General features: G+C 35.8%; 21 protein-coding genes. 5 read left to right on the top strand and 16 right to left on the bottom strand.

Annotated features, from left to right (window positions below; all coding sequences use genetic code 11):
• Positions 1-173: 173 nt before the first annotated feature.
• Positions 174-1,127, bottom strand: coding sequence for a DNA-directed RNA polymerase subunit alpha (locus M1V25_RS02725; protein WP_116964392.1), 954 nt, complete (start codon positions 1,125-1,127; stop codon positions 174-176).
• Positions 1,128-1,389: 262 nt separating this feature from the next.
• Here M1V25_RS02725 and M1V25_RS02720 point away from each other — a divergent pair, with 262 nt between their 5' ends.
• Positions 1,390-2,235, top strand: coding sequence for a 2OG-Fe(II) oxygenase family protein (locus tag M1V25_RS02720; protein ID WP_116964391.1), 846 nt, complete (start codon positions 1,390-1,392; stop codon positions 2,233-2,235).
• On the opposite strand, the gene M1V25_RS02715 is transcribed toward M1V25_RS02720, so the two are convergent.
• The 4 genes from M1V25_RS02715 to M1V25_RS02700 form a co-directional block, all read right to left on the bottom strand.
• On the bottom strand, positions 2,236-3,294 hold the full coding sequence (locus tag M1V25_RS02715) for an HlyD family secretion protein (protein ID WP_498842361.1): 1,059 nt from the start codon (positions 3,292-3,294) through the stop codon (positions 2,236-2,238).
• A 20-nt stretch (positions 3,295-3,314) separates the two neighbouring features.
• Positions 3,315-4,208: a GTPase Era gene (gene era, locus M1V25_RS02710; protein WP_498842360.1), complete on the bottom strand. Its 894-nt coding sequence runs from the start codon at positions 4,206-4,208 to the stop codon at positions 3,315-3,317.
• 210 nt (positions 4,209-4,418) lie between these two features.
• A complete protein-coding gene (locus tag M1V25_RS02705) occupies positions 4,419-5,573 on the bottom strand; it encodes an acyl-CoA desaturase (protein WP_498842359.1) in 1,155 nt (384 codons plus the stop codon).
• Between the two features lie 102 nt (positions 5,574-5,675).
• Entirely contained in the window at positions 5,676-6,686 is a 1,011-nt protein-coding gene (locus M1V25_RS02700) for a glucokinase (protein WP_116964387.1), read from the bottom strand.
• 194 nt (positions 6,687-6,880) lie between these two features.
• Here M1V25_RS02700 and M1V25_RS02695 point away from each other — a divergent pair, with 194 nt between their 5' ends.
• Positions 6,881-7,369 carry an IS1 family transposase gene (locus M1V25_RS02695; RefSeq protein WP_498842358.1) on the top strand — a complete coding sequence of 163 codons (489 nt, stop codon included), beginning with the start codon at positions 6,881-6,883 and terminating at the stop codon, positions 7,367-7,369.
• Between the two features lie 24 nt (positions 7,370-7,393).
• Here the strand turns inward: M1V25_RS02695 and M1V25_RS02690 are convergent, their stop codons facing one another.
• Positions 7,394-7,894 carry a hypothetical protein gene (locus M1V25_RS02690; protein ID WP_498842357.1) on the bottom strand — a complete coding sequence of 167 codons (501 nt, stop codon included), beginning with the start codon at positions 7,892-7,894 and terminating at the stop codon, positions 7,394-7,396.
• 319 nt (positions 7,895-8,213) lie between these two features.
• Between M1V25_RS02690 and M1V25_RS02685 the strand changes: the two genes are divergently transcribed.
• Positions 8,214-9,407 carry a multidrug effflux MFS transporter gene (locus M1V25_RS02685; protein WP_498842356.1) on the top strand — a complete coding sequence of 398 codons (1,194 nt, stop codon included), beginning with the start codon at positions 8,214-8,216 and terminating at the stop codon, positions 9,405-9,407.
• Here the strand turns inward: M1V25_RS02685 and M1V25_RS02680 are convergent.
• Positions 9,386-9,940, bottom strand: a complete 555-nt coding sequence (locus M1V25_RS02680; RefSeq protein WP_498842355.1) for a DNA-3-methyladenine glycosylase I — start codon at positions 9,938-9,940, stop codon at positions 9,386-9,388. The genes M1V25_RS02685 and M1V25_RS02680 overlap by 22 nt on opposite strands.
• A 102-nt stretch (positions 9,941-10,042) precedes the next feature.
• Between M1V25_RS02680 and mfd the strand changes: the two genes are divergently transcribed.
• Both mfd and secB read left to right on the top strand, forming a co-directional pair.
• Complete coding sequence (gene mfd / locus M1V25_RS02675) at positions 10,043-13,498, top strand: transcription-repair coupling factor (protein ID WP_498842354.1); 3,456 nt, start codon at positions 10,043-10,045, stop codon at positions 13,496-13,498.
• A 224-nt stretch (positions 13,499-13,722) separates the two neighbouring features.
• Positions 13,723-14,184, top strand: a complete 462-nt coding sequence (secB, locus tag M1V25_RS02670) for a protein-export chaperone SecB (RefSeq protein ID WP_116964381.1) — start codon at positions 13,723-13,725, stop codon at positions 14,182-14,184.
• Position 14,185: 1 nt separating this feature from the next.
• Here secB and M1V25_RS02665 read toward each other — a convergent pair whose 3' ends face one another.
• The 9 genes from M1V25_RS02665 to carA form a co-directional block, all read right to left on the bottom strand.
• Entirely contained in the window at positions 14,186-14,947 is a 762-nt protein-coding gene (locus M1V25_RS02665) for a methyltransferase domain-containing protein (protein ID WP_498842353.1), read from the bottom strand.
• A 64-nt stretch (positions 14,948-15,011) separates the two neighbouring features.
• A complete protein-coding gene (locus M1V25_RS02660) occupies positions 15,012-15,473 on the bottom strand; it encodes a chloride channel protein (protein ID WP_498842352.1) in 462 nt (153 codons plus the stop codon).
• A complete protein-coding gene (locus tag M1V25_RS02655; protein WP_498842351.1) occupies positions 15,470-15,988 on the bottom strand; it encodes a chloride channel protein in 519 nt (172 codons plus the stop codon). Before M1V25_RS02655 ends, M1V25_RS02660 begins: the two co-directional genes overlap by 4 nt.
• 249 nt (positions 15,989-16,237) lie before the next feature.
• A complete protein-coding gene (gene secF, locus M1V25_RS02650; protein ID WP_498842350.1) occupies positions 16,238-17,197 on the bottom strand; it encodes a protein translocase subunit SecF in 960 nt (319 codons plus the stop codon).
• A gap of 9 nt (positions 17,198-17,206) precedes the next feature.
• The gene (gene secD / locus M1V25_RS02645; RefSeq protein ID WP_498842349.1) at positions 17,207-19,153 is read right to left on the bottom strand and encodes a protein translocase subunit SecD; all 1,947 of its coding nucleotides are present in this window, start codon (positions 19,151-19,153) and stop codon (positions 17,207-17,209) included.
• A gap of 53 nt (positions 19,154-19,206) precedes the next feature.
• Positions 19,207-19,563, bottom strand: coding sequence for a preprotein translocase subunit YajC (yajC, locus tag M1V25_RS02640; RefSeq protein WP_116964376.1), 357 nt, complete (start codon positions 19,561-19,563; stop codon positions 19,207-19,209).
• 188 nt (positions 19,564-19,751) lie between these two features.
• Entirely contained in the window at positions 19,752-20,321 is a 570-nt protein-coding gene (gene pgsA / locus M1V25_RS02635) for a CDP-diacylglycerol--glycerol-3-phosphate 3-phosphatidyltransferase (RefSeq protein WP_116964375.1), read from the bottom strand.
• A gap of 65 nt (positions 20,322-20,386) precedes the next feature.
• Positions 20,387-20,845: a dUTP diphosphatase gene (gene dut / locus M1V25_RS02630; RefSeq protein WP_116964374.1), complete on the bottom strand. Its 459-nt coding sequence runs from the start codon at positions 20,843-20,845 to the stop codon at positions 20,387-20,389.
• Between the two features lie 11 nt (positions 20,846-20,856).
• Positions 20,857-21,909, bottom strand: a complete 1,053-nt coding sequence (gene carA, locus M1V25_RS02625; protein ID WP_498842348.1) for a glutamine-hydrolyzing carbamoyl-phosphate synthase small subunit — start codon at positions 21,907-21,909, stop codon at positions 20,857-20,859.
• Positions 21,910-22,040 lie beyond the last annotated feature (131 nt).

The following is a 22,040-nucleotide window of genomic DNA, read 5'->3' as shown; positions in this document are numbered from 1 at the left end:
AGCCACCCTTGCTTCTACCAAACGCTTGAAGCGCATTGCCTTCTTTTTATAACCTGCCGAACAAGCATGCACCTCTTACAATCGTTGAATCAAGCATCGTATCTTGCATACTCTAATTACGTAGCGTGTAGTTTTTTTGGTTTACAGAACAGAACCTAATATTGACGACTCTACTATATTAAATCCCTTGACCAATCTCCAACAATTGTGCCTAATGAGTATCCATACGAAGAAAGTTTTTCTTTAATTTCATTTAAAGATTTACGTCCAAAGTTTGGTGTTTTCATAAGCTCAGATTCCGTGCGTTGAACAAGCTCACCAATATAACGAATATTCTCAGACTTCAAGCAGTTTGCAGAACGCACAGTTAAGTCTAACTCTTCTACTGTTTTTAATAAAAACGGATCAATTTTTGGTTCTTCTTCAATGTGCAAACGTTCAGCTAATGCTTCTTCATCAACAATTCTAGACATTTGAGATTGAATCTTTTGTGCCGCTAAACTCAATGCCTCCGAAGGTGTCAAGCTGCCATCTGTTTGCACATCTAAAATAAGTTTGTCCAAGTCAGTTCTTTGTGCAACACGCGCGTTTTCAACGTTGTAATTGAGACTGACAACAGGTGAAAAAGAAGCATCTAACATAAAGTAACCATCTATAAAGTTCTGATTTGCAGGTTTATAACCAGCACCTGACTCTATCCATCCTTCAATGCTAAGCTTATCTTTTCCTACATATTGGCAAATAAGCACATCAGGATTTAAAATCTCTACACCTTCTGATAAGGTTAAGTCTGCAGCGTATACTTCACGAGCTTTTCCTGATAATTTAATACTTATATTACCAGTGGTATGAGCTGAATCCAGTTTAAACTTAATGATTTGCAAATTAAGCAATAACTCTTCAACTGATTCAGTTGTTGCTAACTTGACCTCACTATTCACACCATCGTTAAATTTAACTTTTGTTAACGATGCACCTGATAAAACGTGTAACATGATTTGCTTTAACGAAAAACCTAAGGTATGACCAAAGCCACGCTCCAAAGGCTCTAAAGTAATCTTTGCTTGATTGCCAATTCTTTCTTGATTATTCACTGTTGTTGGATGCAATAAATGCTCTAATGCCATTCTCTCATATACCTTTTACTTTTGCATACCTAACATAAACAACCACAATTTATTAACAATAAATCATTATATAGTAATTTATGAAAAGGATACGGGTGTCAGAAATTTGCAGTATTCTAGCAAATTTTTACCAAAAAACCTAAAAGAAAATCAATCTAAGTAAAAAAAAATGGTATTTATTATCATCTCTTTTACCATTTATTGACATCATCTTACTCGCTCTTTAGGATAGCCAAAACTTGGTTTAATCATAAGGTATTTTATGAAAATTTTAAACGTTGATTTTTATGCAGCAAATGCTACAAAACTTTTTACTGACTCATTAAAACAAACGGGGTTTGCAGTATTAGAGAAACATCCTATTGATTGGCAGTTAGTTGAAGAAGTTTATACCGAGTGGCGTCAATTCATTAACTCTGATGCTGCAAAAAACTATTATTATAATAAGGATACACAAGATGGCTACTTTCCACTTGATGTCTCTGAAATCGCCAAAGGTGAAATAACTCGTGATATTAAGCATTACTTCCATTTATATTTTCCACATGGACGATATCCAAAAGAAGTTTCCAATCAAGCACGAGAACTGTTTAATCAACTTTTCACGTTAGGAAAAACACTATTGCAATGGATAGATAGTCATATGGATCATGCAGTATCTAACAAGCTCGCAATGCCTTTAGTTGATGCGCTGTCGCTAGAACGTACACTCTTTAGAATTCTGCACTATCCTGCTATCCAAGGTGATGAAGAACCAGGTGCAATTCGAGCTGCTGCACATGAAGATATCAATCTCATTACATTACTACCTGTTGCATCTTCTCCAGGATTAGAAGTTTATTCGCATAAAGAAGATAAATGGTATGAGGTACTTTGCAAACCACAATCAATCATTATTAACATCGGCGATATGTTACAAGAAATGACTGATTTTGAGTACATTGCGACAAAACACCGTGTTATTAAACCAGAAGGTGAAGCACTAGGGATTGATCGGATGTCTATTCCTTGCTTTATGCATGCTAAACCTGAAGTTTATCTTTCCAAAAGGTACCCAACTGCAGATAGTTTTTTACAAGAAAGATTGATTGAGCTAGGCGTTAAATAATTAACTGTTTGTATCGACTTGAACTGTGGCAGATGACCCAACTCGTAAATGTGGAACTTTATTTATTTCCCCTTTATCTAATATAACTTTAACTGGAAAACGCTGCACTACCTTCACCCAGTTCCCAGATGCATTTTCAGGTGGAAGAAGCGAAAATATACTACCACTTCCTTCAGAAATACTTTGAATTGTGCCACTTAGTTCGACATTTTGATACATATCCAATCTAATCGTTGCTTTTTGACCAACTTTCATGCGTGACATTTGAGTTTCTTTATAATTTGCATCTATCCAAAAATGCTCATTACTTACCAATACAAATAAATTTTGATTTTGGGTAATCAAAGATCCATGCTGTAAATTAAAATTGGTAATAAAGCCAGAGGCAGGTGCATAGATTTTGGTATAGCTCAGGTTAAGTTCAGCGGTAGACAAGTTTGCTTTCGCTGCTGCAATTTTAGACTGCTGTAATACCAATTGCTTTTGTTGTTGGGCAATACCTGCAAGCGCAGCATTTACATTCGCTCTGGCAACCTCTAAATTCCCTTTCACCTCGTCTCCATTTTCTTGAGATGCCATGCCTTTAGATACAAGTTTTATGATCCTTATTTCTTTTTGTTCAGCTACAAACTGCTGTGCTTGAGCTTGTTTAAGTTTAGCTTTCTGTACTTCAATATTATCTTCAATTGCAGCTACCTCCTGTTCTAAGAGGATTAAATCAGCCTTTGCTTTATCTTGTGCATATTGAAAACTCTGTGACTCGATAGTAAATAAAAGCTGCCCCTTTTTGACCTCTTGATTGTTTTCAATATATAGCTTATCAAGTTTACCTGTCACTTGTGCTGATATTTGAATAATATTGGCATTGATATAAGCGTCATCTGTTGATGGATAGATTTCTGTATATTTTACATAAGTATAAAAACCACCAACACAGACAACTACGACAATTGCTAAAACTAGATATTTAATCCATGCTTTATTTTTTCTATTTTCAATTTGAGCATTTTCAGTTACAAACGATGTATCAGCCGTGGATATATTATCACCTTCTGTCATTTTCCATTACCTTTTTAAAATTACAAATCATATCCCAATGATTTAAGTGCACGCTCATCATCTGACCAGCCTTCTTTGACTTTAACCCATAATTCCAAAAAGACTTTTTTCCCCAGCATATATTCGATATCCTTGCGTGCTTCACTACCAATTTTCTTGAGTTTTTGTCCTTTACTACCAATTACCATTGCTTTTTGTCCCATACGCTCAACCAAAATCGTTGCAAAAATTTCCATTAATTGACGCTGTTCATCAAATTTACATTTATTGATCTCAACCGTTAATTGATATGGCACTTCCTGACCTAAAGTGCGCATAAGTTTCTCACGGATAATTTCTGCGATCATAAAACGCTCTGTACGATCAGTAACTTGATCTTCAGCATAGAAAAAGTGTTCACTTACAGGTAAGTACTGCTCAATTGTTTGCTCCAACTCTGTGATTAAATGCCCTTGTTTTGCCGAGATCAAAAAGCTCGCCGCGAAATGATATTTTTGTCTTATTTGTTTTTCAAACAATTGCTCTTGCTGGCGATTATGTAGTTGATCAACTTTATTAATAACCAATATCACAGATACCTTAACGCTCCCAAGTTTTTGCAAAATCCATTCTTCAGCAGCTGTCCATTTACCCACTTCAACAACAAATAGCACGACATCAACATCGTTGATTACACTCATTGCTTGCCTATTCATCATTCTATTAATTGCTCGTGGCTCATCTTGATGCAAGCCTGGAGTATCAACATAGATAAACTGTGCATTTTTAACGGTTTTAATTCCTGTAATTTGATGCCTTGTTGTTTGTGGTTTGCGGCTAGTTATGCTGACTTTATACTTTAAGATATGATTAAGCAATGTTGATTTACCTACGTTAGGTCGCCCAATAATTGCAATATAGCCACATTTTTTCATTCTAACGATTGCTGTCCTTATAAATTTGTGTTTATTGTAGTCGTACACTTGCATGTTGTCGAACAAAATCATGAGACCTATGTTGCATTGCAAGGTTTAAACTAATCGTGGACTATAAGATAATCACTCACATTAAATGTTAAATGACTGCCTGCTAAAACAGGTAGTTATTGACCCACCATCATTTAGATGGGTGGGAGGAATTTTAAACTATGCAACTTTTAATTTAGCAACCTTGACAGATGAGTTTGAAAGTGTGCGCCATAATTTACGTTCGGTTTTAAATTTCTGTTTCAATGACTTATAGTGCTCTTTTAACTGTAAAATTTGGGTGGCAGATAACTTATCTTTTTTAGCTTGTAACCAAGCTTGTTTGGCTTTTGCCCACTCCTTGATACTATCAAAAAGCACTTTATACTGATCCTCCAACCTTTTCTCAAAGTCAACGACGAGCTTAATATAGCGTTTGTCTTTAATTCTACTTTGTGCTTCTTTTAGTTGCATGGATGCTCTTGCTGCCTCAATAGCAGGCTTAGGTATTGTTTTTAAATCATATGCCCAACCAATTTTGGATGCTCCATAAATCAACCACTTAGATGGATCAAAGTCATACCACTTCACTCCATTGCGATAGTCACCTGCATATTTGTGATGATAGTTGTGATAACCCTCCCCATAAGTAACTAACGACAAGATTGGATTATCACGCGCGGTGTTTTCGTCTGAAAATTTTTGCTTACCCCAAATGTGTGCAAGTGAATTAATAAAAAAAGTAAAGTGATGATTGAGCACCAAACGCAATAATCCTGCTAATAACAAACAACCACCAATACTACCGTAGCTCGCACCAATAAGTATGGGCAAAATCACGCACATAAAAATTGCCAATAGAACATAATATTTATGCTGAAAAGCAACAATTTTATCATTTTCTAAATCACTTACGTTCTCAACTTGCGCCACTTTTTTAGGTAAATGACGTAACATCCATGTAAAGTGACTATACCAAAAGCCTTTTGTTGCTGCATAAGGGTCCATTTCTTTATCATCGACAAAACGATGATGTTTACGATGATCTGAGGACCATTTGATAATGCTGTTTTGTAGCGCAGCTGCACCAAACAACATGAAGAATATCTTCAATGGTGCTTTTGCCTTATAAGCACGATGAGCCCATAATCGATGGTAACCCGCTGTAATCGAAACTCCAGTTGCTATCATAAAAAAACCAAACCAAAACCAATCTGCTGCTGAAAATCCATAGCTAATTGCATAATATGGAATAAAAATAACAGCAGCAATAGGAGTCAACGTTAAGACCAATACACTTTTTAAGTCTATTGGTTGTTTTAATATTTTCTGCATATTTTTACCTTCATTAACCGTCTGTATATAATCAAATTGGACGTTTTAAAATAAACCCATTTTGCATGGGTATCATATAGGATATTGGTAAAATTGCCAGGATTATTTTTTGCACAATGATAACGCAAATTCGGCAGCCCCCTTGATACCAACGTCAGTATCCATAACAACAAAAATAGGAATTTCTTTCATTAAACCAGATAACCTCCCCTTATCTTGAAAGGTTTTCATGAAACGACCATCCTGCATTTGTGTAATGATTTTAGGTGCAATTCCACCAACAATATACAATCCACCTTTTGGTAAAGTAACCAGTGCCATATCACCTGCAACTGCACCATATACACGAATAAATATATCCACGGCTCTTAACGCCATAGGATCACCTTTTTCCAACGCATACTGAGTAATAAGCTGAGCATGGTCAATCCCTTTGTGCATATCTCGCTTTAATTCTGGCGACTCAGGCTGGTTATACAATGGATTTGCAACGACATATTTATAGATGTTAATAAGACCAGGACCACAACAAATTCTCTCGATTGAAACCCGATGTAGCCGCTTTTTCAAAAATTGAAATAATCCAATTTGCTCATCATCTACTGGCGCAAAATCTTGGTGTCCTCCTTCGCTTGGATAGACTAAAGTTTGACCGTTATGTTTAGTTACAATTCCCATCCCAATTCCTGTGCCTGCCCCTACCATGGCTATTGGCGCATCAGGATCAATTTCCGCTTTTTGTAGACAAATTAAATTGTTTTTTTCTACCGAATCTAGACCATAACCAATCGATGTAAAATCATTAATTAATCTTACTTTGCTTTTATCCAAACAAAGCACCTCTGCTAACTCATTCTCGGTTAAACCCCAGGGTAAATTCGTAAATTCAATTGCTCCATTTTTAACAGGACCTGCAACTGCAATACACACAGCTTGAATCTTGGATCGATCAAATGTAGCCTCTGCCAAAAACTGCTCAATGATCGCAGATAGACTTTTAAACTCAGCTGCCAAATATTTTTTGGCAAAGATTATTTTCGCTTTTTTACTTTGATGCTCCGTTATTTGAAGGCGTGTATTTGTGCCCCCGACATCTCCAGATAGTACGATCATTATTATGTTAATACGTTAGCTTTATTTCTGAGTCTGGCTATATAATCACTGTTTGAGTTAAATGTAAATCCATCTGTTATGACATTCTTATTACTTTTAAGAAAATATTTTAACTTAGCATTAAATGAGTTCGACTTAAAATTGCGGGTAGTGTTATCATCTGGCACATTTGTTTTTATAATCCCAAATCAAAAATGGCAAAAATTGATGTACGTTACAGGAATTGCAACTCAATAAAAACAGTTAAATCAGGTAAAAACCAATTGAAATCTAGTCCAAATGGTACGCAAAGATATCCCTGTCAAGGTTGCAGAAAGTACTTTCAACTTGAATATAAAGCACTAGGTCGGCTGCCCAAGATAAAAGAAAAAATTATTGATATGTGTAGCAATGGTAGTGGTATACGAGATATAGCACGTGTTTTAAAAGCTAGCACAAAAACCGTGATTAATACGATAAAAAAAGCCTGTAGATTGTTGAAATGTAACCGGAGCTTTATTCCCGGTGAATATCATGATATAGGGAAACGTAATACACAGAAGATTGAACGCAAATTTTTAACATTTAGAACCAGAATAAAGCAATTTGCCAGGAAAAGTATCTGCTTTTCAAAAAGCGAGTTAATGCACGATACCGTTATCGGGCTTTACATTAACCGTATTGAATGGGGTAGAAATATCTAAAACGCTAAAGTAAGACACTACCGGCTATTTGACTTTCGGGGTGTTTATACTAATCACATCATTATTTGTTTTGTTTAAAATTTGTTGCGCTTGAACAACTTTTTGTATAAAAGTTGCTTCATCTAATTGTTGTAACTTTTCCAGCCCTTTACTATTAGGACTAACGTTGTGCAAAGCCCAAGTTTTAAACTCATTAAAAGTCATTAGTTTATTGCTGTCGTTTATAATACTAGTTTCCTGAATATCATATACAGTTGACTCTTTTGCCTGTTGGGGTGAAAAACCCTTAAAATAAAGATCAGTTAACCCCGATGGATATAAGCTCAAATAATAGTCTATAAAATTGACCAATTTAAGGTCATTAATATATTGCCCTGCATATTGATACTTGTGTACAACCATTTTAGTTTCGTATCTTGGAGTGGTTTGACCACTTGGAATATAATTCCCAGATGCACCATAAGCGTCAGCAAAAACCTCACTGGAAATTAAAGCTAAGGTTATGGGTAAAATTATCTTTTTCATAATACCTCCTTATGCATACTGAGTGGTTAGTTTAAAGTGTGCTGGATATATACATGTTTTTCAACTCACACACATGCAGCTAATAGACAATACTACCAAATTTCTTTTGCAGATGATTCTTCCATGCACATATGTGCTATCGTTATTAATACTATTCTTAACTTTTCCTTCTTGTGTAAGGTTTAATAAATGATAAGCATCAATCGATTGACTTTACCAACCTAAACTTTTATTTTACAAATATCAACGTATTTTCAAATAAAATTACAAATTAAAAATACAATTACATAGATATAAAAAATAAATATAAGGTAAAAATATGCTAAACATGAAAACCTCGGCTACTGCCAAGGCAATATTCGTTACAATTATTATGGTAACATCAATGTTGGGAATTTTTATATCCGACATTTACGTTCCTTCTTTACCAAGCATTAGTAATGATTTTGGGACAAGCACAAATTTGCTTGCTTTTAGTGTCACCTACTATTTTATTATGTTTGCCTGTGCCCAACTTATATATGGTCCTTTATCTGAGCGCTTTGGTCGCCGCAAAATTTTCCTGCTTGGGCTCTCCGTTAGCATTGTTGGCACACTTATTACCATTTTTAGCATTAATTTTAGTATGCTTATGATCGGACGCACATTTCAAGCCATTGGAATGGCAGCTCCAATGTCTTTAGGGCGTGTTATATTACGTGATGTCATTCCAAATGACATCAATTATGCACGATTTATGTCATTTATGAGCATAGGCATACTCATAGCACCTGCTTTGGCTCCCATTTTAGGCGCATTCTTAGCCCATATATATCACTGGCGTGCAGATTTCGTCTTTATTATCATTTTAAGCCTAATTTGCTACGGTCTTGCTTATTTTTACCTTATTGAAACATTATTAAATCCTCAAAAAAGACTATCAGCTAAACTATCGCTACAAACCTATATTTGGGTAATTAAAAATAAAGTGTTTATTAAAAACATGGTAATTACAAGTACGATTATGAGCGCTATTATTACTTATTTATCTATAAGTGCATTTTTATTTCAATACTATTTTGGTCTAAGTGAAATCGATTATGCAATCGTCTTCGCTGTAGGAGAGACTTTTATTGCTGTTGGTATGTTTATTAACGGCATTGCCTTAAAATACATACCTATTGAGAAGGTTCAACGTCTAGCGATTTTTTTATTTTTCTTCTCTGGAATATTGATCACGATTCAAGCTATATTTTTCACAACTAGCCTTTCCTTTATTATGATTGCGGTGATTATTTTTAACTTCTCAGCGGGGATTATCTTTCCAACCAGTAGTGCTTTAGCTATTGTTACGTTTAAAACACGTATAGGTGCAGTTGGTAGTTTATACGGCTGTCTCAACATATTGGCTGCTGGCTTAATTAGTGGCGTTGCTCTAACCCTCCCTATTACCCCTAATTTACTCATTGCGCTATTAATTCTAGTTATGTCAATCGTTGCAATCTTAGTAACTTATTGTGTCCGTGACAAATAGCAACTTTTTATATGATCATTCACCATACCAGTTGCTTGCATAAAGGCATAACATATCTTGGGACCAACGAATGTAAAACCATTTAATTTTAGCCATTTACTCATTGCTTGTGCTTCATCTGTAAACGCAGGAACGTCATGTTGATGATAATAAATATCTTGGTTTTCTAGCGAAAATGTCCATAATTTCTCAACCACAGATAGATTCTCTTTAAGTTTAAGCCAACATCTTGCATTATTAATTACACTTTTAACCTTTAAACGGTTGCGAATAATGCCACTATTTGTCAGTAATAACTCCATATCTTCAGTGCTCATTAATGCCACTTTGCTGATTTCAAAACAGTGAAATGCTTTTTGATAAGCTTCTCTTCGCTTTAAAAGCGTTTTCCAACTCAACCCAGCTTGTGCACCTTCCAACGATAAAAACTCAAATAGTCTTTGCTCATCATACAAAGGGATGCCCCATTCATCATCATGATAAGCAATCATATCAGAATCATCTTCAGCCCATAGGCAACGCTTTATTTTCATTTTCTATATTCCTGTTTAAATATTAAGAGTTTGGTAACTTTTATTGCGAACCTTAACATGAGTCTTTAAAATAGCGTAATTTGAAAAGTAAGTCCCATATTAATGCAACTGTTACCCCATACAACACGCAATATTTTCGCTAATGCTCAAACAACATCAATCTCTTTAGCGTTAAGCGAATATATCAACCAAAATAGTCTTTGTACACACTTAGTTATTACTGAAAATGCACAACTTGCACTACAACTTTATGATGAGCTAAGTTTTCTATTAACAACTCAAGACGTTGTTTATTTTGCGGATTTGGAGATTCTGCCATTTGACCATTTTTCCGCTTCTGAAGACGTTATTTCTTCCCGCTTAAGTACTTTAAACCGCATCCAAAACCATGATCAACTGATTATCATTGCAAATGCCACCACACTTTTAAAATACTTACCCCCACAATCTTTTTTAAATCAACAAAGTTTCGTAATGAAAAAAGGTGATCGGCTTGACATTACTCAAAAAAAGCGTCAATTAGAAACAGTTGGTTACCAAAATGTATCACAAGTTATTAGTCGCGGTGAGTTTAGCGTTCGTGGCAGTATTTTGGATATTTTTCCAATGGGATCAGATGAAGCATATCGTATTGATCTATTTGACGATGAAATAGACAGCATTCGCACCATTGACCTAGAAACTCAAAGATCAAATAATCTGATTGATAAAATTCAGATTTTACCAACGCAAGAATTTGTCCTAGATAAGAAAAGCTTGGATCAATTTGCACAAAATTGGTTTTCGTTTTTACCACACGCCAAGTCTCAAAATCAAATTTACCAACAGATTATCAAAGGTCAAAGCATCAGTGGTATTGAGTTTTACTTGCCACTTTTTTATGAAAGGTTATGTACTATTTTTGATTATGTACCCCAAAAGACAATTGTTCATAGCATTTATAACTGTCAACAAGCGCTTGAGCGTTACTATCAAGATATTATCATTCGTCATGACCAACTGGCTCATGATCATCAGCGACCCATTTTGAGATATGATAAAGTATTTTTATCAGTAACTGATTTTAATCAAAAACTTCAAACCTTTAACCACATCAAATGGCTTAAAAACTATAAGCCAAAAGCAAATAATCTTATTACTGCGCCCATAACAGATATTCATGTGCATTATCACTATAAAGAACCCTATCAAAATTTATTGGATCTACTCAATGGTCAAACGTTTAAAAAAGTGATTTTCTGTGCTGAAAGCAGTGGTCGTAAAGCTTTACTTTATGAAAACCTAACAAAACTTCATCTTAAGCTACATCACCACACTAACTGGTCGGAAGCCATATCCACTGATGAGCAGTACATCATCATCGTAGCACCGTTTACGCAAGGAGTAATTCTTAATCAAAACTACGCTATCATTACCGAGTTTGATTTATTTGCAAGTCACAGTGCAATTAACTTACGCTCCCGTAAAATAAAAAAAGATATTGAGAATTTTCCAACTGTAGCGTTAAAGGATCTATCGGAGCTCACTATTGGTAGTCCTGTGGTTCACATTGAACATGGTATTGCCCGTTATGATGGCTTGACCAAATTAGATGTCGGCAATCAAGAGACAGAATTCCTCACTTTAAGTTTTAAAAATGATGAAAAACTTTACGTGCCTATTTATGCTTTACACCTTGTTAGTCGCTATAGCGGTACAGACCTTGAGCATGCACCAATTAGTAAATTGGGTTCCGATCAATGGGAAAAGGAAAAAGAAAAGGCTGTTAAAAAAATTAATGATGTTGCAGCTGACCTTTTAGATATTTACGCTAAACGTTTGCTTAAAAAAGGCTATGGTAATATTTTTAATGAAAACGAATATCTTGCTTTTTGTGAGGGATTTCCTTTTGAAGAAACACCTGATCAAGCTATTGCAATCAATGATGTAATAAAGGATATGATCACTGAAAAGCCAATGGATAGATTGGTTTGTGGTGATGTGGGTTTTGGTAAAACTGAGGTTGCAATGCGAGCTGCTTTTATTGCTATCAACAATAACAAACAAGTTGCCATTTTAGCACCTACCACATTGCTTGCACAGCAGCACTTTGAAAATTTCAGTGACCGTTTTAGTGAAACAGGTGCTAATGTTGATGTTTTATCTCGTTTTAAAACCACACGCGAGCAAGGTGATGCCATTGAAAAAATCAATAATGGAATGATTGATATTATAATTGGCACCCATAAACTATTATCCGATAAAATTAAATTTCATAACCTTGGATTATTAATTATTGATGAAGAGCATCGTTTTGGTGTCACACACAAAGAAAAAATGAAAGCACTGCGTACGAATATAGATATTTTAACCATGACAGCAACGCCTATTCCACGTACGCTTAACATGGCATTTTCAAATATTCGTGATCTATCGGTTATTTCAACACCTCCTGCTAAACGACTCTCTGTTAAGACTTTTATAAGGCAGTTTAATATCAGCATTATTCGTGAAGCGATTATGCGTGAAACCTTGCGTGGTGGACAAGTTTATTATTTACATAATAGTGTCATCACCATATATGACAAATCAGAGCAATTACAACAAATTTTTCCTGAAATTAAAATAGCTGTTGCACATGGACAAATGCGTGAACGTGAACTTGAAAAGGTCATGTTCGAATTCCAACAAAATCGTTACCAAATATTAGTTTGTACAACAATTATTGAAACAGGTATTGATATCGCTAATGTTAATACCATCGTCATCGAGCGTGCTGATAATTTTGGCTTGGCACAATTGCATCAGCTTAGAGGTCGAGTAGGTCGCTCACACCATCAAGCTTATGCTTATCTACTTACACCACCTGATGTTTCACTGACCAAAGATGCTAAAAAGCGGCTAGAAGCAATTGCTGAAACGCAATCTTTAGGTGGTGGTTATATGCTTGCAAATCACGATCTGGAAATTCGAGGCGCTGGAGAAATGCTAGGTAAAGAACAAAGTGGCAACATCCAAAGCATAGGCTTTAATCTCTACATGGATTTATTACAAAAAACAATTAATGCTTTACAAAAAGGGGAAACATTTGATGCAACAAAAATTAATCAATCTTTCCAGAGTGATGCGTCTATTGAACTTCGCATTCCAACGCTTTTTCCAGAAGAATATATTTTTGATGTTCACACACGTTTAGGACTCTATAAACGTATCTCTAGCGCTATGACTTCAGATGAACTCAATCAAATTAAGGTAGAAATCATTGATCGCTTTGGTTTGTTACCTGAATATGGGCAATACTTATTTGATATTACTTATCTTAAGCTAAATGCCACTGCAATTGGCATTCAAAAAATTGAAATGCACTCAAGTGGTGGCAAGATCAGCTTTATTACACCACTTAAATTTGACCCTATTCATTTGATCAAAATCGTCCAAATGCAAGCTCAAGATTTTCAGTTAAGTCAAGCTCAAAACCTCTTAATAAAAAAAGCATTACCCCATGCAAAAGAGAGAATTGCATTTATCAATCACTTTATTACCAAGCTTGAAAAATCGATTGTACCTTCGGCTACATAGGATACTCATACAAAAGGTTAATTAAGAACCAATCACCATCAATCACAACGTGATATTTAATCTATGGCTTTTACTCTTTTTTACATATAAATTGTATTTGCCAATTTAGGTTAATTATAAATACAGTACTTAAGCATTTTTGTTGCCAGTAAAGTGGTTGGACTTTGCTATGCTATGAGGCATAATAGTTCAATAAATCATGACTCGTTAAACAGGAAACCAAAATGGAAAACACACATAGCGCTAAACCTAATTTTGTTATTCAAAAAATTTATACTAAGGATATCTCATTTGAAGCGCCAAGCACCCCAGATGTATTTAAAGCACAATGGCAACCAGAAGCCAATATAAATGTAGACACTAACTCCAAGAAACTGGAGGGTGGGAATGTTTACGAAGTAGAACTCAGCTTAACCGTGACTGTAAAAAACAAAGACAAAAATGCATATTTAATTGAAGTATCACAAGCAGGTATTTTTACATTACAAAATATGCCAAAAGACCAAATTGAGCCAATGTTGGGTGCATTTTGTCCAACTACATTGTTCCCATATGCTAAAGAGACTATCGACAGCCTTATTAACCGTGGTGGCTTTCCTCAAATTAATTTAGCACCCATTAACTTCGATGCACTTTATATGCAAAGACTTGCTCAACAACAAGCAACTGAACAAACGCAACATTAAATTAAGTTTTCCTATTTCTAAGGGAAGACTGTAATTGCTCAAAACTTATCATCGCTTCACCATCTATTGTTTTTGTAGCCAGACTTTTTCGACTTTTATAAGCATAACCATAAATAATTTCATAACTGATATTTAACCCTTTTTTCTCCAATCGAGCTATAAATTGCTGCCAACGAGTTTTGCCTATAAATGTACGGCGCATTTTGGTATCGGCTAATGGCTCACCTAGACTTCGAATATCGCTAAATAATATAGTTAAATTATCATATGACAAAGTCAAAATTTCAGCATCAACTACTGGATTTTGGTAATACTGTTTTAGCAGTAAATCACCTAAATCGTGTAAATCAACCATTTGATTGATATGGGGATACGAATCTATGAATTGCCAGGCTTTTTTTAACTCTTGCAAAGTTGTGCTACCAAAACTTGTAAATAAGATGATCCCTTCCGGTTTTAGCCAATTTTGCCAGTTTTTTAAACATTTTACGATGCTCTCATTAAGGTGAAGCAAACAATTTGAAAGAATTAAATCAACTGGTTGTGATAACTCTGTTATGATTTTGGCATCTGTAAACCAGACTTTTAAATTTGTCAGATCTTCTGCACTCAATCCCTCAACATAAATGATTTTAGGAATTATTTTTATAAAACTAAGCTTATCGAGTAACCGCTTACCTATTTCAAGCTTAATAAAGCTTAGTTGGCTAAATCTTTGTTTGTTTTTAATAGAACGTTTATTGAATAAATTATAATCAAACATGATTGACATCATCGTTTTATAAAAGTGCCCTATTGTAACGAAGCTTTATGTAAATACCAAAGGTCTATTTCTCCCCCCTTAACTTATCTAAATAGCGCAATGATAACATATGATAAATAGGTTCTTTACAGACAATTCTTGAGGTAGCTGTACCTAACAGCGCTGCTAACATAATCGGTAACAGCATTCCTGTTGAAACATTACGTGTCATTTCAGATACGATGATAAAACACGTAATTGGGCTTTGCACAACGCCTGAGAAATAAGCAACTGTGCCAATTAAAATCACTGCACTCGCATATTTATCTGCAAACAAAAAACTCATCATATGTCCAAATCCTGCACCTGCGGATAAAGATGGCGCAAATATCCCACCAGGAATACCACTAATGAAAGATAACAACGTCGCAATCATTTTCCATAAACCAAAAAAAGCAGTTATATGTGTATCATAACCATTTAATAACGCTACTGCAGTATCTTTACCACTGCCATAAATAATACCACCTGTTAGTACACCAATCACAGCAACAACAAACCTTTCTCGGTATCTTCACGATTAAATTTTTCTAATCGACCTAAAAAGTGCATCACTGATGCACTCAATTGAATTGTTGGTCCTTCTCGACCAATCGATGCACCACTTAAAAAGCCTAGTGCTGTCAACATAAACTTCCCTAAGGCAATACGCATCGAAACAAGCCTGCTACGTCGTTGCATATTTTTAACTTTTAAGGCCGTTATCACTTGTGGAATACCACTGCCTTCTGCACCATCAAAATATGTTTTTAATAAGTAAATAATAACCATAAAACCAATTGGCATAATGAAAAGTGGCCAATAAGGGTGAGCTTGGCTAAGTGCATTAAAGCTATCATTTAAATTGTCACAAACATAGGCAAATAATACGCATATCAGACCTACCAAAATCGCTCCACCCCAGAAAATCAAACGCCTACGCCACGACGAAAAAGACATAAGCTTACGGGATTCAGTAAAGATTTTATCCTTTTTTAGCGCTTTTAAAGCAAAATATTTCATGAAATGTATCTGCGTTGGGTTTAAGGCAAAATGGCTTTACGCATTTTACGCTGGATTCCTTTGAAAAAAAAGCACAAATTGATTACTTATTATGACAAAATTAGTCAGTTCATTAGCTATTATAAAAGCATAAAAAGGTGTGAAATAACATGTTGCTTTTGTTCTTGTGTTATTAAATAATCATCATTGAACGATAGTAGGGTTTAAATAACTTAACACTGCCATATGATTGAATTTTACGAAATGATCTCATTCATTCCTATCGCTATCAGCTAACTTTTGTGGTGGCAGTAAAGATTCACGTTTAAGACCAAACAGGACAGCTAATACACCTGCAACATAAATTGAGGAGTAAGTTCCAACGATCACACCGAGAATTAATGCTAAAGAAAATTCGTGTAATGAAGGTCCACCAAAGAAATAAAGTACAACCACCACTAGCAATGTTAAGCCTGAGGTCATAATCGTGCGTGACAAAGTATCATTTACTGAGCGGTTAACTACCTCAATCACACTTGCTTTACGCATTTTATGGAAATTCTCACGTACCCGATCATAAATCACAACCGTATCATTTAACGAATAACCGATTACCGCCAATACTGCTGCTAAAGTTGTTAAAGTAAATTCCAATTGGAAGGCTGAAAACACACCCAAAATAATAATTGGATCATGAATAAGCGCAATGCCCGCACTAATTGCAAATTTCATTTCAAAACGAAAGGCGATATAACCAACGATACAGATCATGGCTACTAGAAGTGCTAATAAACCATTTGTTGCCAACTCTTTACCAACCTGAGGTCCAATATAATTCAAACTTGCAACCTGAGCTTCACTGCCTAGCGTCGCTTCAATTCTTTGCTTTAACAGCTGCTGTGCTGACTGACCTTCCTTATCAATCATCACTTGATTGTTTTCATTTTTTTGAATTGGTAGTTTAATCATCAAGCTATCGACTGAGCCAAAAGTCGTCACTTGTGCGGTAGGAAAACCATCTTTGGCAAGGATTTTTGCAACATCTTGCGTTGATGGTGCTATTTTATAATTGACTTGGACCTGATAACCTCCAGTAAAATCCAGTCCCATATTCAAACCACGCACAATTAAAAAAATGATTGATAATCCAATTAATATGATCGAAACAAGAGCAGTCCATTTGCGGATGCCCATAAAGTCGATATTTGTTGTATGCCTAAAAAACTCCATGCTGCACCCCTATATCCCAATTGATAATTTTTTAAGATTACGCCTAGAACCATATATCAAATTGGTCATCGCACGTGATACAGTCACCGCTGTGAACATGGAAGTGATAATACCTATAATAAGTGTTACTGCAAACCCTTTCACTGCTCCTGTGCCAATCGCAAACAAAATGATTGCTACAATAAGCGTTGTCACATTGGAGTCAACAATCGTCCCAAATGCGCGCTCATATCCTGCTGAAATTGCGCTTTGGACCGGCATACCATTTCTAAGTTCTTCTCGGATGCGCTCAAATACCAACACATTACCATCAATCGACATCCCAAGATTAAGTACAATACCAGCAATTCCTGGTAACGTTAAAGTTGCTCCTGGAATAATCGACATAATTGCAATAATTAAAATCAAGTTCAGCACTAATGCCACATTGGCGATCATGCCAAATAAGTGATAGTAAATTGCCATAAACAGTACAACCAAAACAAGCGCTACAATAATTGAAATCATTCCCTGGTCAATGTTTTGCTTACCTAGTGTAGGTCCAATTTGTTGCTCTTGAGCAATATGCACAGGAACTTGCAACGCACCTGAGCGAATCATAAGTGCTAAGTTATTTGCTTCACGCTGATCAAGACCTGTAATTTGAAAGTTTGCACCTAAAGCCGTTTGAATAGTTGCTGCATTGACAAGTTTTTCTGTTTTTTCAATACTATTGACTTCTTTACCCTCAATGACTTCTTTTTTATACGTTGTATTAACAAGCATAACACCCATTAGATTACCAACATGTTTACTGGTTATCTCCCTAAAATGCCCTGCCGCATCTGAACTTAATTGCACCGCCACAATTGGTTGACCTGTTTGATGATCAACTCCAGGTGAGGCATTAACAATCGAGCTTCCACTGACAACAGAACTTCCTTCAAGTTGATAGTAAAATGTATGTCCACTTGAGATTAATGGATACACCTTAATACCCTGCTCTTCTACTTTCAAGCGATCGATAACAGGAGAAACGATATAGAAACTCGCAGTAGATGTGCCTCCTAATATTTGTTTTGCTCGAGCTGCATCTTGAAGACTAGGTAACTCAATAATCACACGTGAGTCACCTGATGCAGCAACAGAAGCTTCTGCTACACCTAGTGCATTAATACGATTACGCATAACAGTCACAACCTGTGAAATGGCTTCTTGCTTGATTTGTGCAATCAACTGGCTATTAAAGCTTATTAGTAGCATTTTGTCTTTAAGCACGCTATAAACAAGCTGGTTATTTTGTGTTTTAGTGTAATCTGACTTTAAATAATTGACAGCCTTATCTAAATCCCCGCTACTTGCAAATTGTAAGGCAACATAACCAATGCTGCTATACGTCACAGGCACGGAAAAATCTTTGCTTAATTTAATTTTTTGACTTGCTTTGAGCTGTGATTCCAGTGTAATTGTGAACTTTTTAAGTCCCTGAACAATACTCTCTAAAGTATTATCTAAACGCGCGTTAATTGCCGATTGTGTGTCAGCTTCTAACACCAAATACATTCCACCACGCAAATCAAGTCCAAGATTCATGGGTTCAGCACCTAATGCTAATAGCCAGTTTGGCGTATTGCCTGCCATGTTAAGGGCAACAATATAATCATTACTAATCGACTTTTGTAAAAGCGTACGTGCCGCTATCTGATCTTGTGCATTTGAGAAACTAACTTGCACAACTGTACTTGATTCTTGATGCAATGATTTATATGGGAGCTTTTGTTGCTCTAATGTATCTTTGATTTGACTGATAAGAGACGCTTTAATTGTGCCATCTTTTGGTGATATTTGTAATGAAGGTGTTTCACCAAACAGGTTTGGTAAAGCATAAATGATTGCCAAAATAGCAATCATTAGAATCATCAAATATTTCCATAAAGGATACTTGTTAACCGCAGCTTTTTGTCTAGGATGAAGCATAGTCATAATACCTTATTGATTATATGCTTGAGTTGTATAGAAGGTAGCAAAAATTAATTCGTTTTAACGGCACCTTTTGGTAAAATGCCTGAAACAGCATTTTTCTGTAGTTTGACTACTACATTTTCTGCAATTTCAACTTCAGTATAATTTTCGCCCACCTTAACAATTTTGCCCAGAATACCTCCTGTTGTCATGACCTCATCACCTTTAGTCAGTTCAGAAATCATTTTACGTTGCTCTTTATTTCGCTTCATCTGTGGACGAATTAACAAAAAATAAAAGATAGCAAAAAATGCAACCAACATTAAAATAGAGCTCATCGCACCGCTACCTGTTGCAGCTACACCTTCAGCAAATGCAGTGCTTGTTAATAATAAGGTCGATAGAATCACAACTAATCTCTTCATTTATTGTCTCCTGTTATATCTAAAATTCTGGCTTATTTCAAAACCCAACTAATGTACATGACAGGTGGTACTTTGACAACAACTGTCTGCTGTAAATGCAGCATCCTCATTAAAAAATGAGTGATCTCTAGCAACTTTTATGGAAATTGACTCTATCTCAAATAGCTATTTCTTATTCGATTAACTATTTATGACTTGTTTAAATCAGCTTTTACAGCCTTATAAGCTGCTGACAAATATAACCACATCGAATAAACCGTTAGAATGACTGCAATATAGAGCAGCACAAAACCGCTAATTACCCACAAATTAGTAAGATCCTTTGGTTTAAGCAACAAAAGAAAGATCGCCACCATTTGTGCAGCTGTTTTCACCTTGCCAACAAACGAAACTTTTACCACAGCACGTTGTCCAATTTCTGCCATCCATTCACGCAAGGCAGAAACAATAATTTCACGACAAATAATGATAATTGCAGGAAGCGCCACCCATGGGTACGGATATAAAGCAATTAAAAGCCCAAGAGCTGTTGCAACCATAAGCTTATCAGCAACAGGATCCAAAAAGGCTCCAAGCTTCGTCGTTTGCTCAAAATAACGCGCTAAAAAACCATCCAACCAATCAGTTATAGCCGCAAGTAGAAATATAGTTGCGCTCACACCATGATGATGTGGAAACGGTACATAGAAGGCAACCACTAATACAGGTATCAATAAAATCCGCAACATGGTTAAAATATTAGGGACTGTCCAAATCATCTTATTACAACCATTTTTCCTAACACTTTGTTAGTGTAGCATTGGCTTATAAGTGCAACAAGCCTTTACTTTACACCTGTATGCCCAAAACCACCAATGTTGCGCTCACTCTCGCTATTAAATTCATTAACCGCTACAAAATTAACCTGCACCACCGGAACAATGATCAATTGTGCAAATCGCATCAAGGGCTCGATAATGATATCTTCATTTGAGCGGTTCCAGCAAGATACCATCAACTCTCCTTGATAATCCGAATCAATGAGTCCGATAGAGTTACCTAAAACAAGTCCCTTTTTATGCCCTAAACCTGAGCGTGGGAGTATCATACCTGCTAGCGATGGATCCGCAATATGAATTGCAATACCGGTAGACACAAGCTCACACGCATTAGGTTTAAGAATAAGCACCTTATCAATTGCAGCATGCAAATCTACTGCTGCTGCTCCAGTTGTACCATATTTAGGTAATGTCGAAAAAATTTCAGGCTTTAATAACTTTAACTCTATTGTTGGAATACGCATTTATATTTTCCTTATAGCTGATCAATAAAACGATCAAACAACCATACTGTATCAACAGGACCAGGTCCTGCCTCTGGATGAAACTGTACTGATGAATATGGCAAGGTTTTATGTTTAATGCCTTGAATAGTATGATCATTTAAATTTCTAAACCATACATCCCAATCATTTGGGATGGTTTTCTCATCAACGGCAAAACCATGATTTTGAGAAGTCAAATAGCTTCGATTCGTCCCCTCTAATAGGCAAGGATGATTTTGAGCACGATGACCAAATTTTAACTTATAGGTTTTAGCACCTATTGCAATCCCCATAATTTGTGAACCAAGACAAATACCAAAAATTGGCTTTTGTGGGCACTTTGCCATTGCTATTTTCAAGAAGTTTGCTGTTTGCTGGCAACGAGCAGGATCACCTGGACCATTCGAAATAAATATACCATCATAAGGTTCCTTCGTATAATCATAATCATATGGCACTCGTTTTAAAGTTACCCCTGAATATGAACAAAGGTAACGCCAAATATTGGCTTTCATCCCGCAATCTACTACAATAACCTTTTTCTGACCATCACCATAGACAACAGACTCCTTAATTGTGACCTCAGCAACTAAGTCTAAATCGCTAATATCTGGATAGCTTATGGGCATATTATCGCCCACAACAATAGCTCCTGCAACCACACCGTGCTGGCGTAAGACTTTGGTGAGCGCTCTCGTATCGACATCTGCAATAATGGGAGTGTTGTATTTTTCACACCACTCCTTCAAGGAGTGCTCACCTTGCACACGTGCATAAAATGGTGCCAATTCTGACACAATAATCCCGGCAGCATGAATTTGATCTGATTCCCAATGATCCTGGTTTTCAACACCATAATTACCAATCATAGGGTATGTAAAGCAAACTATTTGCCCCTTATAAGATGGATCGGTCAATACTTCTGTATAACCTACCATACCAGTATTGAACACAATTTCGCCAAAATTAATACCTTTGACCCAATCTGGAACCTTACCTTCGAATACATCTCCTGTCTGTAAAACCAATTTTGCTGGAATCATGAAAAAACGCCTTGATTGAAGTTGACCTATTCTATGGGAAGCATCCTCAGATTGCAAATAAGCAAAAGGATATTTTAAAGTTAGAAAGCATTTTTAGAATCACCTCATTAAAATTTTACTCTAAGTATCTA

This window comes from Candidatus Nebulibacter yamunensis (assembly GCF_024208055.1).
Classification (GTDB): domain Bacteria; phylum Pseudomonadota; class Gammaproteobacteria; order Francisellales; family Francisellaceae; genus Caedibacter; species Caedibacter lacustris.
This window is presented reverse-complemented; position numbering and strand designations above follow the sequence as displayed.